13 protein-coding genes are annotated in these 14,530 nt (G+C 58.4%); 11 read left to right on the forward strand and 2 right to left on the reverse strand.

Annotated features, from left to right (window positions below; translation table 11 throughout):
• On the reverse strand, positions 1–993 hold a 993-nt coding region (gene rsgA / locus VGC62_RS20210), incomplete at its 3' end, for a small ribosomal subunit biogenesis GTPase RsgA (RefSeq protein ID WP_331188851.1).
• A 105-nt stretch (positions 994–1,098) separates the two neighbouring features.
• Between rsgA and orn the strand changes: the two genes are divergently transcribed.
• On the forward strand, positions 1,099–1,635 hold the full coding sequence (gene orn, locus VGC62_RS20215) for an oligoribonuclease (RefSeq protein ID WP_331188852.1): 537 nt from the start codon (positions 1,099–1,101) through the stop codon (positions 1,633–1,635).
• A gap of 143 nt (positions 1,636–1,778) precedes the next feature.
• Here orn and queG read toward each other — a convergent pair whose 3' ends face one another.
• Positions 1,779–2,882, reverse strand: a complete 1,104-nt coding sequence (gene queG, locus VGC62_RS20220) for a tRNA epoxyqueuosine(34) reductase QueG (protein ID WP_331188853.1) — start codon at positions 2,880–2,882, stop codon at positions 1,779–1,781.
• A gap of 62 nt (positions 2,883–2,944) precedes the next feature.
• Here queG and VGC62_RS20225 point away from each other — a divergent pair, with 62 nt between their 5' ends.
• The 10 genes from VGC62_RS20225 (at position 2,945) to VGC62_RS20270 (ending at position 14,519) form a co-directional block, all read left to right on the forward strand.
• Positions 2,945–4,441, forward strand: coding sequence for an NAD(P)H-hydrate dehydratase (locus VGC62_RS20225; RefSeq protein ID WP_331188854.1), 1,497 nt, complete (start codon positions 2,945–2,947; stop codon positions 4,439–4,441).
• Entirely contained in the window at positions 4,429–4,899 is a 471-nt protein-coding gene (gene tsaE / locus VGC62_RS20230; protein WP_331188855.1) for a tRNA (adenosine(37)-N6)-threonylcarbamoyltransferase complex ATPase subunit type 1 TsaE, read from the forward strand. Before VGC62_RS20225 ends, tsaE begins: the two co-directional genes overlap by 13 nt.
• 14 nt (positions 4,900–4,913) lie before the next feature.
• Complete coding sequence (locus VGC62_RS20235) at positions 4,914–6,338, forward strand: N-acetylmuramoyl-L-alanine amidase (RefSeq protein WP_331188856.1); 1,425 nt, start codon at positions 4,914–4,916, stop codon at positions 6,336–6,338.
• A gap of 41 nt (positions 6,339–6,379) precedes the next feature.
• Positions 6,380–8,311: a DNA mismatch repair endonuclease MutL gene (gene mutL, locus VGC62_RS20240; protein ID WP_331188879.1), complete on the forward strand. Its 1,932-nt coding sequence runs from the start codon at positions 6,380–6,382 to the stop codon at positions 8,309–8,311.
• A complete protein-coding gene (miaA, locus tag VGC62_RS20245) occupies positions 8,311–9,282 on the forward strand; it encodes a tRNA (adenosine(37)-N6)-dimethylallyltransferase MiaA (RefSeq protein ID WP_331188857.1) in 972 nt (323 codons plus the stop codon). The genes mutL and miaA overlap by 1 nt, the downstream gene beginning before the upstream one ends.
• A gap of 88 nt (positions 9,283–9,370) precedes the next feature.
• Positions 9,371–9,631 (forward strand): RNA chaperone Hfq, encoded by a 261-nt coding sequence (gene hfq, locus VGC62_RS20250; protein ID WP_331188858.1) that lies wholly within the window; start codon positions 9,371–9,373, stop codon positions 9,629–9,631.
• Between the two features lie 12 nt (positions 9,632–9,643).
• The gene (gene hflX, locus VGC62_RS20255; protein ID WP_331188859.1) at positions 9,644–10,945 is read left to right on the forward strand and encodes a ribosome rescue GTPase HflX; all 1,302 of its coding nucleotides are present in this window, start codon (positions 9,644–9,646) and stop codon (positions 10,943–10,945) included.
• Between the two features lie 96 nt (positions 10,946–11,041).
• Positions 11,042–12,214 carry an FtsH protease activity modulator HflK gene (gene hflK, locus VGC62_RS20260; RefSeq protein ID WP_331188860.1) on the forward strand — a complete coding sequence of 391 codons (1,173 nt, stop codon included), beginning with the start codon at positions 11,042–11,044 and terminating at the stop codon, positions 12,212–12,214.
• On the forward strand, positions 12,214–13,083 hold the full coding sequence (hflC, locus tag VGC62_RS20265) for a protease modulator HflC (RefSeq protein ID WP_331188861.1): 870 nt from the start codon (positions 12,214–12,216) through the stop codon (positions 13,081–13,083). The genes hflK and hflC overlap by 1 nt, the downstream gene beginning before the upstream one ends.
• A gap of 248 nt (positions 13,084–13,331) precedes the next feature.
• Positions 13,332–14,519 (forward strand): ATP phosphoribosyltransferase regulatory subunit, encoded by a 1,188-nt coding sequence (locus tag VGC62_RS20270; RefSeq protein WP_331188862.1) that lies wholly within the window; start codon positions 13,332–13,334, stop codon positions 14,517–14,519.
• Positions 14,520–14,530 lie beyond the last annotated feature (11 nt).

The raw sequence follows: 14,530 nt of genomic DNA on the forward strand, positions 1-14,530 counted from the left end.
ATAGCTGTTCATTCGTTGTTGCTGTATTCGGCCGTCTTCCAATGCCTTGAGCAGCGCGCATCCGGGCTCGCGGTCATGCTTGCAGTCGCGGAAGCGGCAGGTGCCGATCAGGTCGTTGAACTCGATGAAGCCGGCTTCCACATCGGCGCGGCTGACATGGCCCAGACCGAATTCACGAATGCCGGGAGAGTCAATCAGGTCGCCGCCACGCGGGAAGTGGAACAGCCGGGCAGTAGTCGTGGTGTGCGTGCCTTGACCGGACAGTTCCGACAGCGGGCCGACCCGTGTGCCGACTTCAGGCAGCAGGCTGTTGACCAGCGATGATTTCCCCACGCCCGATTGCCCGACGAACACACTGATGTGTCCATCCAACTGCGCTTGTAGCTGTTGCATGCCATCACCGTGATGCGCGGAGACTTCCAGCACCGGATAACCCAACTGCCGATACACCGCCAGCAAAGCGTTGAGCGCCGGGGCGTTCTGCTCATCGATCAGATCGAATTTGTTCAGCAATAGCAGCGGGCGAATCCCCGCATGCTCGGCCGCTACCAGATAGCGGTCGATCAGGTTGGCGTGTGGCTCTGGCATTGGTGCGAACACGATCACGATCAAGTCGACGTTGGCCGCCACTGGCTTGAGCTGGCCGCGGCTGTCCGGGCGGCAAAGTTCGGTACCACGTGGCAATTGCGCAACGATCACGCCAATGCCCTGATTGCCAGCGCGCCAGACGACACGATCACCCGTGACTAGCGCTGGCAGGTTGGCGCGCAAGTGGCAGCGGAACACCTGACCGCTCAGTTCACCTTCCTGCGCCTCGACTTCCACCTGCACACCGAAGTGCGCAATGACCAAGCCTGTTTGCTCGGGACCAAGGTCGCCGCCTTCTAGTGATTCCAGTGTCTGGGATTCACGCTTGGCGGCACGGGCTGCGCGCTCGCCTTGAATCTTTTCGATGCGCCAGTTTTGACGACGATTGAGTTGGCGTTTGGCCATGGATGTTCCGTTTTATGTTGCGTAATGCGACTGGTAGGTTGAGACGCGGCGAGTCTAGCACGCCCGGCTAGGCTAAACTGCGCGCCTACGTTGAGGAGCCAATATATGCAGAGCAAGCAAAACCTGATCTGGATCGACCTGGAAATGACCGGTCTGGACCCCGATAACGACGTCATCATCGAGATGGCCACCATCATCACCGACAGCGAATTGAACACGCTGGCCGAAGGTCCGGTGATTGCCGTGCATCAGAGCGACGAGCTGTTGGCAGGCATGGACGAGTGGAACACCCGTCAGCACGGGGGCTCTGGCCTGACGCAAAGGGTTCGCGAAAGCACGATCTCCAACGACGAAGCCGAGGCCATGACGCTGGAGTTCATCAAGCAATGGGTGCCGGAGCGCAGTTCGCCGATTTGCGGCAACAGTATCTGTCAGGACCGTCGCTTTCTTTATAAGCGCATGCCGACGCTGGAACATTATTTCCATTACCGCAACCTGGATGTGTCGACGCTTAAGGAGCTGGCTGCGCGCTGGTCGCCGGAGCTGAAATTCAACAAGGGCAGCACACACTTGGCGCTGGACGATATTCGCGAATCCATTGCCGAGCTGCGGTTCTATCGCGAGCACTTCATCAAGGTCTGATTTTCTGCCGTGAACTGCCCAGGTTTGTCTACGCAAATGGACATTGACGAAGACATTCTGCTCAAGCGGGGCTGGCTCGCGAACACGGCAGGCCCCGTTAATCGATGCATTGCCTGCGCAAACTGTTCGCAGGCTCTCGCGGGTCAGTGACGCTGCTGATGCTGGTTGAGCGCCCACTCCACATGCTCGCGAACCATCTCTGATGGGTGCGCTTGCCGTGCGCGCAGCGCTTCAAGCACGGGAATCGTCGACGGTGCATTGCCAAGCCCCACCGCCAGATTCCTTAACCAGCGCTCATATCCCGCTCGCCGCAATGGCGAACCCTCGGTATTGCTCAGGAACGTCTGCTCGTCCCACAAAAACAGCTCGGCCAATCCGGCGTTGTCGAGGTTATGTCGTGGTTTGAAGTCGTTTTGGTCGGTTGGCCGAGCAAAGCGGTTCCACGGGCAGACAATCTGACAGTCGTCACAGCCGAACACCCGATTGCCGATCATCGAGCGCAGCTCTTCGGGTATGGAGGTTTTCAGTTCGATGGTCAGGTAAGAAATACAACGCCGCGCATCCAGCACGTAGGGGCCGACGAATGCATTTGTCGGGCAAATATCCAGACAGGCTGTGCAGCGTCCGCAATGTTCGGTCGTATGCGGCGGATCGACCGGCAGCGGCAGGTCAACGAACAATTCGCTCAGGAAAAAGTAACTGCCGGCCTTGCGGTTGAGCACCAAGGTGTTTTTGCCGATCCAGCCAAGCCCGGCCTGCTCGGCAATGGCCTTTTCCAGTACGGGTGCGCTGTCGACGAATGCCCTGAAGCCGAATGGGCCGATGGCCTGTTGAATGCGTTCGGCCAGTTGCTGCACGCGCTTGCGGATCAATTTGTGATAGTCGCGTCCCAGTGCATAGCGCGAAACGTAGGCTTTCTCTGGCTCGGTAAGCCTGTGCGCCATTTCGGTATCGCCCGGCAGATAGTCCATGCGCAGGGAAACCACTCGCAACGTACCCGGCACCAGTTCGTCGGGATGCGAACGTTTGCTGCCGTGGGCTGCCATATAGTCCATCTCGCCGTGATAACCGGCGTCGAGCCAGCGCTGCAGATGTTGCTCATGTTCCGCCAGGTCCAGCCCTGAGATACCGACCTGCTGAAAACCCAGCTCACGGCCCCACACCTTGATCGATTGGGCAAGGTCGTTCAGTTCAGTGCTCGTCAACAATGTCGAGGATGAGGATGGATCAACAGTGATAGCGGTCATGCGAAGAGGACACCGGGGCGCAGGTGCGTATAATTCTGCCAGACATCGGAGCGCATAAACGTATGTTGTACAGCAAACCCCCATTACCCGACGCACTGTACAGTGCCGCGCAAGCGCGCGACCTCGATTCTCGCTTGATCGCAGCTGGCACGCCAGGCTTCGAACTGATGCAGCGCGCCGCTCATGCGGCATGGCGCGCGGTGCGTCGTCGCTGGCCGGATGCCGCTCACATGACAGTATTGGCCGGGCGCGGTAATAACGCAGGCGATGGTTATCTGGTTGCCGCGCTGGCGCAGCGTGCAGGCTGGCAGGTCAAGGTATTGGCCGTCGGTGACACTTCGGCCCTGACCGGCGATGCCAAGGATGCTTATAAAGAAGCGCTCGGCACGGGAGTTGGCATTGCGCCATGGACGCAACAATCTCTGGAAGGCGTCGTGCTGGATGCCTTGCTCGGAACGGGCCTCAATGGCGATGTTCGCGAGCCTTATGCCTGCGCTATCCAGGCCATTAACGACAGCGGTCTGCTAGTCGCTGCCGTCGATATTCCTTCGGGTTTGAGCGCTGATACCGGGCGCACCCTTGGTGTGGCCGTGCGTGCGGACCTGACCGTCACGTTCATCGGCCTCAAAGTGGGATTGTTCACCGCAGATGCGGCAGATCTAGTGGGCGAGTTGGTCTTTGACGATCTTCAGGCCGATCCTGCGATCGTTGCGCACGTACCTGTGAGCGTTAAACGTCTCGATACATTTAATTTGCCGAAGCTGGCGCCGCGTCCTCGCACGGCTCATAAGGGCATGTTTGGGCGGGTATTGGTCATTGGCGGTGATCATGGCTTTGCCGGCGCGGCGTTGCTGTCCACCGAAAGCACCCTACGCAGCGGTGCGGGAATGGTCACGCTGGCGACCCGCCCCGAGCATGTCTCGGCTGCATTGACCAGGTTTCCCGAAGTCATGAGTACGGGTATCAGTTCGGCCAATCAGCTCATGGCGTTGATCGAGCCTGCAACTGTGTTGGTGGTCGGTCCCGGCCTGGGGCAGCACAGTTGGGGGCGCAGCTTGTTATCGGCCGCCGCTAACGCGGACCGGCCGCAAGTATGGGACGCCGATGCGCTTAATCAATTGGCTGAAGGGCGAGTGCAGTTGCCCAAGGATTGCGTGATTACGCCGCATCCTGGCGAGGCGGCGCGGTTGTTGGGCGTCAGCACCCAGGAGATCCAAGCCGACCGTCCAGCAGCGGCGCGCGCTCTGGCGCAGAAATTCAACGCCGTGTGTGTGCTCAAAGGTATGGGCAGCCTGATTGCTAACCCGAAGGGCGATCTCGCTTTGTGCGATCACGGCCATCCCGCGATGGCGACGGGAGGGTTGGGTGATGTACTGGCGGGTGTTATCGGGGCATTCATAGCGCAAAAAATGTCGGCGTTCGACGCTGCCTGTCTGGCGGTCTGGTTGCACGCCAAAGCAGGCGAGCAAGTGGGTCAGTTGGGTCGAGGACTGGCTGCCGCTGATCTGATTCCTGTAATCCGTGCGCTGCTGGAGGAGCAACAACCGTGTCTGAGCTAACCCTGCACGTGGTCGGTGAAGAAGCCATGACGGATTTTGGCGCACAAATAGCCCAAGTGACTGAATCTAATGGGATTATTTTTCTTGAGGGCGACCTTGGCGCAGGCAAGACCACGCTTTCGCGCGGAATCATTCGTGGACTGGGCCATGTGGGCGCAGTAAAAAGCCCGACTTTTACCCTGGTCGAACCTTACGAAATTGGGAGATATCGCGCGTATCACTTTGATCTTTACCGACTTGTTGATCCAGAAGAGCTAGAATTCCTGGGCATCCGCGATTATTTTGAAGGGCAAGCGCTCTGCCTGATTGAGTGGCCTCGTCTAGGGGCAGGCTTTTTGCCAAAGCCTGACCTGACCATTACCATTAGGCCGCATGATGAAGGTCGAACGCTGACTCTAAGCCCGGAAGGCTCGCGTGGCGAGGCGTGGTGTGCCGCTTTGGCGTTGAAATTCAAATAGATATGGGGTTAGGTATGCGCATGCGCGCGCTGGTTACTGTGATGGGATTGTTGCTGACGACATTGGCTCTCGATGCGTTGGCTGCTTCACAGGTACGAAGTGTCCGCTTATGGCGCGCACCGGATAACACACGGCTGGTTTTCGACCTCTCTGGTCCGGTTCAGGCCAGCGTATTCACCCTGGAATCGCCTGATCGCCTGGTCATCGACATCAATGGCGCGACGTTGGGTGGTTCGCTGAACGTTTCCAGCGCTAACACCCCGATCACCAGCATGCGTTCGGCTCAACGCACGCCGGACAGTTTGCGCGTGGTCATCGATCTGAAAAAGGCCGTGATCCCGAAAAGCTTCACCCTGGCGCCGAACCAGCAGTACGGCAACCGCTTGGTCGTTGACCTGTTCGATAGCGCGGCGGCCGCCAATCCGACGCCTATCTCGACCATCCCGGACACCGCTGCCAACACCGCACCTGCTGTGCCTGTAAGCCCTTCCAAGCCTGAAATCAAGCTGATGCCTGTGCCGAACGGTAAGCGCGACATCGTTGTCGTCATCGACGCCGGTCATGGCGGCGAAGACCCTGGTGCTTCTGGCGGGCAAGGGCAGAAAGAGAAAAACGTGGTGCTGTCGATCGCCAAGGAACTGCAGCGCCAGATCAGCGCCGAGAAAGGCTATCGCGCCGAACTGACACGCACCGGCGACTACTTCATTCCGCTGCGCAAGCGCACCGAGATTGCTCGGGCCAAGGGCGCCGATTTGTTTGTCTCTATTCATGCCGACGCCGCGCCTTCGTCTGCGGCATTCGGCGCGTCGGTGTTTGCGCTATCCGAACGCGGGGCGACCTCTGAAACCGCTCGCTGGTTGGCAGACAGTGAAAACCGTTCCGACTTGATTGGTGGCGCGGGCGCTGTGAGCCTGGACGATAAAGACCGGATGCTTGCAGGTGTGTTGCTTGACCTGTCGATGACCGCGTCCTTGACCTCCAGCCTTAATGTCGGTCAAAAGGTCTTGAGCAACATCGGTCGAGTAACCTCGCTGCACAAGTCCCGCGTCGAGCAAGCCGGATTCATGGTGCTGAAATCGCCGGACATCCCGTCTATCCTGGTCGAAACCGGATTCATCTCTAATGCCGCCGAGGCCAATAAGCTGCAAGGCGCCAGCCACCAGCAAGCGTTGGCCCGTTCGATCACTGCCGGTGTGAGGCAGTTCTTCCAGCAGAATCCGCCGCAAGGCACTTACATCGCCTGGCTTCGCGATACTGGCAAACTCGCGATGGGCGCGCGTAACCACGTGGTGCGCCCGGGCGAAACCTTGGCCATGTTGGCGGCGCGCTACGACATGAGTGCGGGGGCCCTGCGCAATGCCAACGAGCTTAAGTCCGATGAGCTGAAAGTCGGCCAGGACCTGAAGATTCCGAGCACGGACCTGGCGGGTGAGCCGTGACCGATTTGTTGTTGGATGAATCTGGATTCGAAGCTGCGGTCATGCAACCAGACAATCCCGAGGCCAAAACCGCACGCATTGAACTGCTCAGCCCACGTCTGGCAAACCAGATCGCTGCGGGCGAGGTGGTTGAGCGTCCCGCGTCAGTGATCAAGGAGTTGCTGGAAAACAGCCTGGACTCCGGCGCACGGCGCATCGATATCGACGTCGAGCAAGCCGGCATCAAGTTGCTGCGTGTGCGCGACGACGGTGGCGGTATCTCTTCGGATGATCTGCCGCTGGCGCTGGCGCGACACGCCACCAGCAAGATTCGCGACCTGGAAGACCTTGAGCGCGTGATGAGTCTTGGTTTTCGAGGGGAGGCACTGGCGTCGATCAGCTCGGTCGCACGCCTGACGTTGACGTCTCGCACGCGTAATGCCGATCAGGCCTGGCAGGTGGAGACCGAAGGCCGGGACATGGCATCCCGGGTACAGCCCGCCGCGCATCCGGTCGGGACTTCGGTGGAAGTACGCGATCTGTTTTTCAACACGCCGGCACGCCGCAAGTTTTTGAAGGCCGAAAAAACCGAATTTGACCACCTGCAGGAAGTCATCAAGCGCATGGCGTTGGCGCGTTTCGATGTGGCATTTCATCTGCGGCACAACGGTAAAACCATTCTCAGCCTGCACGAAGCGCATGATGACGTCGCCCGTGCCCGGCGTGTTTCGACTATCTGTGGGTCGGGCTTTCTGGAGCAGGCGCTGCCGATCCAGGTTGAGCGCAATGGCCTGAAACTATGGGGTTGGGTCGGGTTGCCGACCTTCTCGCGCAGTCAAGCCGACTTGCAGTATTTCTTCGTTAACGGCCGGGCTGTTCGCGACAAGCTGGTCGCCCATGCCGTGCGCCAGGCTTATCGCGATGTGCTGTTCAACGGCCGCCATCCAACGTTTGTGCTGTTCTTTGAAGTTGATCCGGCAGTGGTCGACGTCAATGTTCACCCGACCAAACACGAAGTGCGCTTTCGTGACGGGCGTACGGTTCACGACTTCCTTTACGGCACGCTGCACCGTGCGCTCGGTGATGTGCGTCCAGAAGATCAACTGGCGGGTACGACATCTGTAACTGCGCTGGTGCGCCCGACCGGCCCGCAAGCGGGTGAGTTCGGCCCCCAGGGCGAAATGGGGCTGGCCAATAGTCTGCTGGAGCAACCACAAGGTGATGCTTCAAGCCGACCTGCGGGGTCGGGCAGCGGTGCCGGTTATCAATATCAGTACACGCCGCGTCCTGGGGCAGTATTGCCCGCCGCCGAGGCGCAGGCTGCTTATCGAGAGTTTTTCGCGCCGCTGCCGAGTGCAGTGCAGGTTGATGGTGCTGTTCCTGTTACGTTGCCCGAGTCCAATGGCGACGTGCCTGCGCTCGGTTATGCGTTGGCTCAGCTCAAGGGTATCTACATTCTTGCCGAGAACGCCCATGGCCTGGTGCTGGTGGACATGCACGCCGCTCATGAGCGGATCATGTACGAACGCCTGAAGGTCGCCATGGCCAGCGAAGGCCTGAGCGGCCAGCCACTGTTGGTGCCTGAATCGTTGGCGGTGAGTCAACGTGAAGCCGATTGCGCCGAAGAGCACCTCGCAACCTTCCAGAAATTGGGTTTTGAACTGCAGCGTCTTGGTCCAGAAACCCTGGCGATCCGGCAGATCCCTGCGTTGCTCAAGCAGGCCGAGGCTAATCGTTTGGTCCAGGACGTGCTGGCTGACTTGATGGAATACGGCACCAGTGACCGAGTGCAGGCCCACATGAACGAACTGCTCGGTACCATGGCTTGCCACGGCGCGATCCGAGCTAATCGGCGCTTGGCAATCCCGGAAATGAACGGCCTGTTGCGCGACATGGAAAACACCGAACGTAGCGGTCAATGCAACCACGGCAGACCGACCTGGACCCAGCTAGGCCTGGATGATCTGGACAAACTATTCTTGCGCGGTCGCTGATGAGTGCTTTGCCTCCGGCCATTTTTTTGATGGGGCCGACCGCCGCGGGTAAAACCGATCTGGCCATCGAGCTGACCAAAGTCCTGCCTTGCGAGCTGATCAGCGTTGACTCGGCGTTGGTTTATCGGGGTATGGACATCGGCACCGCCAAGCCGTCGAAAGCGATTCTGGCCGAGTTTCCGCACCGTTTGATCGACATTATCGACCCCTCGCAAAGCTATTCGGCTGCTGATTTTCGCAGCGATGCCTTGAGCGCCATGGCGGATATCACCGCGCGCGGAAAAATTCCGCTGTTGGTGGGTGGCACGATGTTGTATTTCAAGGCTCTATTGGAGGGCTTGGCGGACATGCCAGCGGCGGACCCAGAGGTTCGTGCTCAATTGGAGGCGGAGGCTGCAAGCAAGGGGTGGCAGGCGCTACATGATGAATTGGCAGCCATCGACCCGGTGTCGGCGGCACGTATTCATCCTAACGATCCGCAACGATTGTCTCGTGCGCTGGAAGTGTATCGGGTGAGCGGATTGAGCATGACGACACATCGTGAGCAACAAAGTGCGCAAAGTACTGAAGCAGCCGCTTCGGGCCGTCATCAATTGCCCTATACTGTCGCAAATCTGGCGATCGCTCCGGTGGATCGCAAGGTATTGCATGACCGCATCGCGCAACGTTTCACGCAAATGCTTGACCAAGGATTCGTAGAAGAAGTTGTAGCGTTACGTTCGAGGGGTGACTTGCATTCGAACTTACCGTCTATAAGAGCTGTAGGGTACCGCCAGGTCTGGGACCATCTGGATGGCAAGCTGACCCGCGACGAGATGCAGGAACGAGGCATCATCGCCACTCGACAGTTAGCCAAACGGCAGTTCACCTGGTTGCGAAGCTGGGAAGATTTACACTGGTTGGACAGCCTGGCTTGCGACAATCTGCCACGCACCTTGAAATACCTGGGATCGGTCTCCATATTGAGCTGAGTCCTTGCAATAGCCGTCTATCCTTGGGGGGTAACGGCCCAAGCTAAATTTTCGAATTATTCTATTGATCCTTAAAGGAGTGCGGCACATGTCAAAAGGGCATTCGCTACAAGACCCTTACCTGAACACTTTACGTAAAGAAAAAGTGGGGGTTTCGATCTATCTGGTAAACGGTATCAAGCTGCAAGGCACGATCGAGTCTTTTGACCAGTTCGTCATTTTGCTGAAAAACACTGTCAGCCAAATGGTTTATAAGCACGCCATCTCTACTGTTGTACCGGTTCGTCCAATTCGTCTGCCTAGCGCAACCGAATCCGAAGCGGGCGATGGTGAGCCAGGTAACGCCTGATAGGAGTCTGCTTTGTTCTTTGAGCGCCACGGAGGTGGTGAGCGGGCTATCCTCGTTCACTTGGATGGTCAGGACCCTGAGGCGCGCGAAGATCCGCAGGAGTTCCAGGAACTTGCTTCATCGGCAGGCGCCGATACCGTCGCGTTTATCAACGTGCCACGGCATCGGCCAACGGCCAAGTATCTGATCGGCAGCGGCAAGGTCGAGGAGTTACGCGATCTGGTCAAAGTCGAAAAGGCCGATATCGTCATCTTCAATCACGTCCTTACACCCAGTCAGGAGCGCAACCTCGAACGCGTTTTCGAGTGTCGCGTGCTTGATCGCACGGGGTTGATTCTGGATATCTTCGCGCAACGTGCGCGTACTCATGAAGGCAAATTGCAGGTCGAGCTGGCACAGCTTGACCACATGAGTACGCGTCTGGTTCGCGGCTGGACTCACCTTGAGCGCCAGGGTGGCGGTATCGGCATGCGCGGTCCCGGTGAAACCCAACTGGAAACCGACCGTCGCCTGTTGCGGGTGCGCGTGCGCCAGATCAAAAGTCGTCTCGAGAAGGTCCGCAGCCAGCGTGACCAGGCCCGTCGCGGCCGTTCACGCGCTGACATCCCTACGGTTTCACTGGTGGGCTATACCAACGCCGGTAAATCGACGCTGTTCAATGCGGTTACCGACTCTGACGTCTACGCGGCTGATCAACTGTTCGCTACCCTTGATCCGACCTTGCGTCGTCTGGAACTCAATGACCTCGGGCCAATCGTGCTGGCTGATACGGTGGGATTCATTCGCCATCTGCCACACAAACTGGTCGAGGCCTTTCGGGCGACGCTTGAAGAGTCAAGCAACTCGGACCTTCTGCTGCACGTGATTGACGCTCATGCGCCTGAACGCATGGAGCAGATCGAGCAGGTGATGGCGGTGTTGGGTGAGATCGGGGCCCAGGACTTGCCGATACTAGAGGTCTATAACAAACTCGATCTGCTTGAAGGGGTCGAGCCTCAGATTCAGCGCGATCCTGATGGAAAGCCGCAGAGGGTCTGGGTATCAGCCCGTGATGGTCGCGGTCTTGATTTGCTCAAGCAAGCCATTTCCGAACTGTTGGGTGACGATTTGTTCATCGGCACCTTGCGCTTGTCTCAGCGTTTTGCTCGACTGCGGGCTCAGTTTTTTCAACTGGGTGCCGTGCAGAGTGAAGAGCATGACGAAGACGGCACAAGCCTGTTAGCAGTACGTTTACCGCGAGTTGAATTCAATCGCCTGGTGAGTCGCGAAGGACTGCAGCCGCTGGAATTCATCGAGCAACACACTTTGCAATAAAAGCCTGGGAAAGCGCTTGTATCGCTTTCGCAGGCATTCTGTAGCATTGGTCGGCGCGCCGCGGGCGCGTCTTTGCTTTATCAGATGGAGAGCGCTATGGCTTGGAATGAGCCGGGTGGCAACTCGAATAATCAGGATCCTTGGGGTGGTAAGCGCAAGGGCGGCGACCGTAAGGGGCCACCGGATCTCGACGAGGCCTTCCGAAAGCTGCAGGAAAGCCTGAATGGGTTGTTCGGTGGTGGTAAGAAACGCAGTGGCGATGGCGGCGGCGGTGGTGGTTCCCGAAAAGGCGGCGGCATGGGGCTGCTCGGTATCGGCCTTGTCGTGCTTCTCGCGATCTGGCTCTACAACGCCATTTATGTGGTCGATGAGCAAGAGCAGGCTGTCGTGCTGCGCTTTGGCAAGTATTACGAAACAGTCGGTTCGGGTTTGAATATCTATTTCCCGCCGTTTGATCGCAAGTACCTCGAAAACGTGACGCGTGAACGTGCGTACAGCAAGCAAGGGCAGATGCTCACCGAAGACGAAAACATCGTTGAAGTGCCACTGACCGTGCAATACAAAATCACCAACCTGCAGGACTTCGTGCTGAACGTCGATCAGCCGGAAGTGAGCCTGCAACATGCGACTGAAAGCGCATTGCGTCATGTCGTTGGCTCGACCGCGATGGATCAGGTGCTTACCGAGGGTCGTGAACTGATGGCCAGCGAGATCAAGGAGCGTCTGCAACGCTTCCTCGATACCTATCGCACCGGCATCACAGTGACCCAAGTGAACGTGCAAAGCGCTGCTGCGCCTCGTGAGGTTCAGGAAGCGTTCGATGACGTGATCCGCGCCCGTGAAGACGAGCAACGTTCGCGCAATCAGGCTGAAACCTACGCCAACGGCGTAATCCCGGAAGCCCGTGGTCAAGCTCAGCGCATTGTCGAAGATGCCAACGGCTACCGCGACGAAGTCGTGTCTCGCGCCAAGGGTGAAGCCGACCGCTTTACCAAACTGGTTGCCGAGTATCGCAAGGCGCCAGAAGTCACGCGTGAGCGTCTGTACCTGGACACCATGCAGGAAGTCTTCAGCAATACCAGCAAGGTGCTCGTGACTGGCGACAAAGGTCAGAACAACCTTCTTTACTTGCCGTTGGACAAAATGATCGAAAGCAGTCGTAACGGTACCGGTGCTGCACCCGGCGCAGCCGCCACGGCAGTTGACCCAGGCTCCAGGGCAGCGGACATGCAACAGCAACGTGACACGCGTACTAGGGAGACTCGCTGATGAGCAATAAATCTCTGGTTGCATTGATCGTCTGTGTGGTGCTGGCCATTGTCGCGTGGAACAGCTTTTACATCGTCTCTCAGACTGAGCGCGCGGTATTGCTGCAATTCGGTCGTGTGGTTCAGTCCGATGTTCCACCGGGTCTGCATGTGAAGGTTCCTTATGTGAACCAGGTGCGTAAATTCGACGGTCGTCTGCTGACCCTCGATGCGCCTACCCAGCGTTTCCTGACGCTGGAAAAGAAAGCCGTCATGGTCGATGCCTACGCCAAATGGCGCGTGAAGGACGCTGAGCGTTTCTACACCGCGACATCCGGTCTCAAGCAAATCGCCGATGAACGTCTGTCGCGTCGCCTGGAGTCCGGCCTGCGTGATCAGTTCGGCAAGCGCACTCTGCACGAAGTTGTGTCGGGTGAGCGTGATGCGTTGATGGCGGATATCACTGCTTCGTTGAATACGATGGCCGCGAAAGAGTTGGGCATCGAAGTCATCGATGTTCGGGTCAAGGCGATCGATCTGCCCAAAGAAGTGAACCGCAGCGTGTTCGAGCGCATGAGCACCGAGCGTGAACGTGAAGCACGTGAGCACCGCGCCAAGGGTAACGAACTGGCCGAGGGTATTCGTGCCGACGCTGATCGCCAGCGTCGTGTGCTGCTGGCCGAGGCCTATCGTGAGTCTGAAGAGGCCCGTGGTGATGGTGATGCACAAGCCTCGGCGATCTATTCCAAGGCCTACGGTCAGGATCAGGAGTTCTACGCGTTCTACCGTAGCCTGCGCGCCTACCGTGAAAGCTTTGCGAACAAGAGTGACGTGTTGGTGCTAGATCCGAGCAGCGATTTCTTCCGCTATCTGGAGAAGGCCAAGCCGTAATCGCTGACGGTGATTAATAGCCGCCGCCGGGCGGCAAAACCGTCCGGCGGGGTGATCGCGCGGTAAAACGTGTGTATGATGCGGCAGCCGGGAAATTCCCGGCTTTTTTGCGTCTACACGATTGATTGGCCGTGGCGTATTCCGTGCGCGGCAGTTTTTTCGAGGACAGTGGGCTTCGTAGGCCGCTGTCTGCTTCACTCAAGGCTCGCCCAAGGGTTGTGGCCGCCCGGATCATAGGGGAAGGCGTAATGGCAACGGTTGACCGCTGGCTGCTGCCGGATGGCATCGAAGAAGTATTGCCGCCGGAAGCTGCGCGCATTGAAGTCGCGCGTCGTCAGGTGTTGGATCTGTTTCAAAGCTGGGGCTATGAGTTCGTCGTCACCCCGCATATCGAATACCTGGAATCACTGCTCACAGGCGCTGGTCAGGATCTGGATCTGCGCACTTTCAAAGTCATCGATCCGCAATCGGGTCGGCAGATGGGCTTTCGTGCGGACATCACGCCACAGGTTGCGCGTATCGATGCGCACACCCTGCGCCGCGAAGGTCCGAGCCGTTTGTGCTATGCCGGCAGTGTGCTGCATGCCCAACCGCGGGCTTTGTCCTCTTCGCGCAGCCCGATCCAACTGGGCGCCGAGTTGTATGGCGACGCCAGCCCGACCAGTGATGTCGAAGTCATCAGCCTGATGCTGGCGATGCTGAAACTGGCCGACGTGCCTGACATCCATATGGACCTGGGGCATGTGGGTATCTACCGTGGTCTGGCGCGTGCTGCCGGGCTGTCGGGAGAGGTGGAACAGCAATTGTTCGATGCGCTGCAGCGCAAGGCAATTGATGAGGTGATCGCATTGACGGCCAAGCTGCCTGACGATCTGGCCGCGATGTTGCGCGCACTTGTCGATCTGTGTGGTGGGCGTGAAGTGTTGGTGGCTGCTCGTGATCGGCTGGCGCAAGCGCCGGCGCCGGTGATTGACGCGCTGGATGATCTGCTGGAAATCGCCGAGCGTCTGTCAGCACGCTTTCCGGACATGCCGTTGTACTTCGATCTCGGCGAGTTGCGTGGCTACCACTACCATACAGGTGTGGTGTTTGCGGTATTCGTGCCCGGTGTTGGTCAGTCCATCGCCCAGGGCGGTCGTTATGACGACATCGGCGCAGACTTCGGCAGGGCACGTCCGGCGACGGGCTTCTCCACCGATTTGAAAACCCTGGTCACATTGGGGCAGGCGCAGATCGAACTACCGTCTGGCGGTATCTGGATGCCTGATAGCACTGATGCGGCACTCTGGCAGACAGTTTGTCAGCTGCGTAGCGAAGGTCAGCGAGTGGTTCAGGCGTTGCCAGGCCAGCAGGTCTCGGCCGCATACGAGGCCGATTGCGACCGGCAATTGATTCAGCATGGCGAGCGTTGGCAGGTAATGCCGCTGGCCTCTTGAGTTTCCCTGCC

Origin of the sequence: Pseudomonas sp. (assembly GCF_036404235.1) — a bacterium.
In the GTDB taxonomy this organism is placed as follows: domain Bacteria; phylum Pseudomonadota; class Gammaproteobacteria; order Pseudomonadales; family Pseudomonadaceae; genus Aquipseudomonas.

Bases quoted from the DNA above. Each gene is read 5' to 3' on its own strand.
- orn (WP_331188852.1), top strand. From the start codon at position 1,099: ATGCAGAGCAAGCAAAACCTGATCTGGATCGACCTGGAAATGACCGGT.
- queG (WP_331188853.1), bottom strand. From the start codon at position 2,882: ATGACCGCTATCACTGTTGATCCATCCTCATCCTCGACATTGTTGACG.
- VGC62_RS20225 (WP_331188854.1), top strand. From the start codon at position 2,945: ATGTTGTACAGCAAACCCCCATTACCCGACGCACTGTACAGTGCCGCG.
- VGC62_RS20235 (WP_331188856.1), top strand. From the start codon at position 4,914: ATGCGCATGCGCGCGCTGGTTACTGTGATGGGATTGTTGCTGACGACA.
- mutL (WP_331188879.1), top strand. From the start codon at position 6,380: ATGCAACCAGACAATCCCGAGGCCAAAACCGCACGCATTGAACTGCTC.
- miaA (WP_331188857.1), top strand. From the start codon at position 8,311: ATGAGTGCTTTGCCTCCGGCCATTTTTTTGATGGGGCCGACCGCCGCG.
- hfq (WP_331188858.1), top strand. From the start codon at position 9,371: ATGTCAAAAGGGCATTCGCTACAAGACCCTTACCTGAACACTTTACGT.
- hflK (WP_331188860.1), top strand. From the start codon at position 11,042: ATGGCTTGGAATGAGCCGGGTGGCAACTCGAATAATCAGGATCCTTGG.
- hflC (WP_331188861.1), top strand. From the start codon at position 12,214: ATGAGCAATAAATCTCTGGTTGCATTGATCGTCTGTGTGGTGCTGGCC.
- VGC62_RS20270 (WP_331188862.1), top strand. From the start codon at position 13,332: ATGGCAACGGTTGACCGCTGGCTGCTGCCGGATGGCATCGAAGAAGTA.